Annotated in this window: 1 protein-coding gene; it reads right to left on the minus strand. The window is 64.3% G+C overall.

The features are described from left to right. The coding region (locus XcuCFBP2542_RS19120) for a helix-turn-helix domain-containing protein (protein WP_146090393.1) at positions 1-302 on the minus strand (302 nt) is incomplete at its 3' end. Between the last annotated feature and the right edge of the window lie 90 nt (positions 303-392).

Genomic DNA, 392 nt, shown 5'->3' on the forward strand with positions numbered 1-392 from the left:
CGCGCACGGCCGTGGATCTGCGCAGGGCTACATTTTTCGGCCAGCCCGGCCAGCAATGCAGCCTGCATCGGCGCGTCCATCTGCGCGTGGCTACTGCCTTGACTGCGACGCTGGCGGGCGGTGCGGTGCGCCTGCTGGGCACGGTACGTTCCACTACTGGCATTACGATTGCGCGCGCGCTCGCGGCCAATCGTACTGGCATGACGGCCGAGCTGGCGGGCGATGTCCGCATTGGAGACAGAGAGATCACACCCCCAGGCAATCTGGTACCGTTCGTCCTGGGTCAGGTGTCGATAGCGCATGTGCAACTCCACTTGGTCGTGTAGGGGCTCAGGCTACGACACCTGGCCCGCTACGTTATAGGACTGTTGCACTTCGCGGGCGAATCCACC

The sequence above is a fragment of the Xanthomonas cucurbitae genome (assembly GCF_002939885.1).
In the GTDB taxonomy this organism is placed as follows: Bacteria; Pseudomonadota; Gammaproteobacteria; order Xanthomonadales; family Xanthomonadaceae; genus Xanthomonas; species Xanthomonas cucurbitae.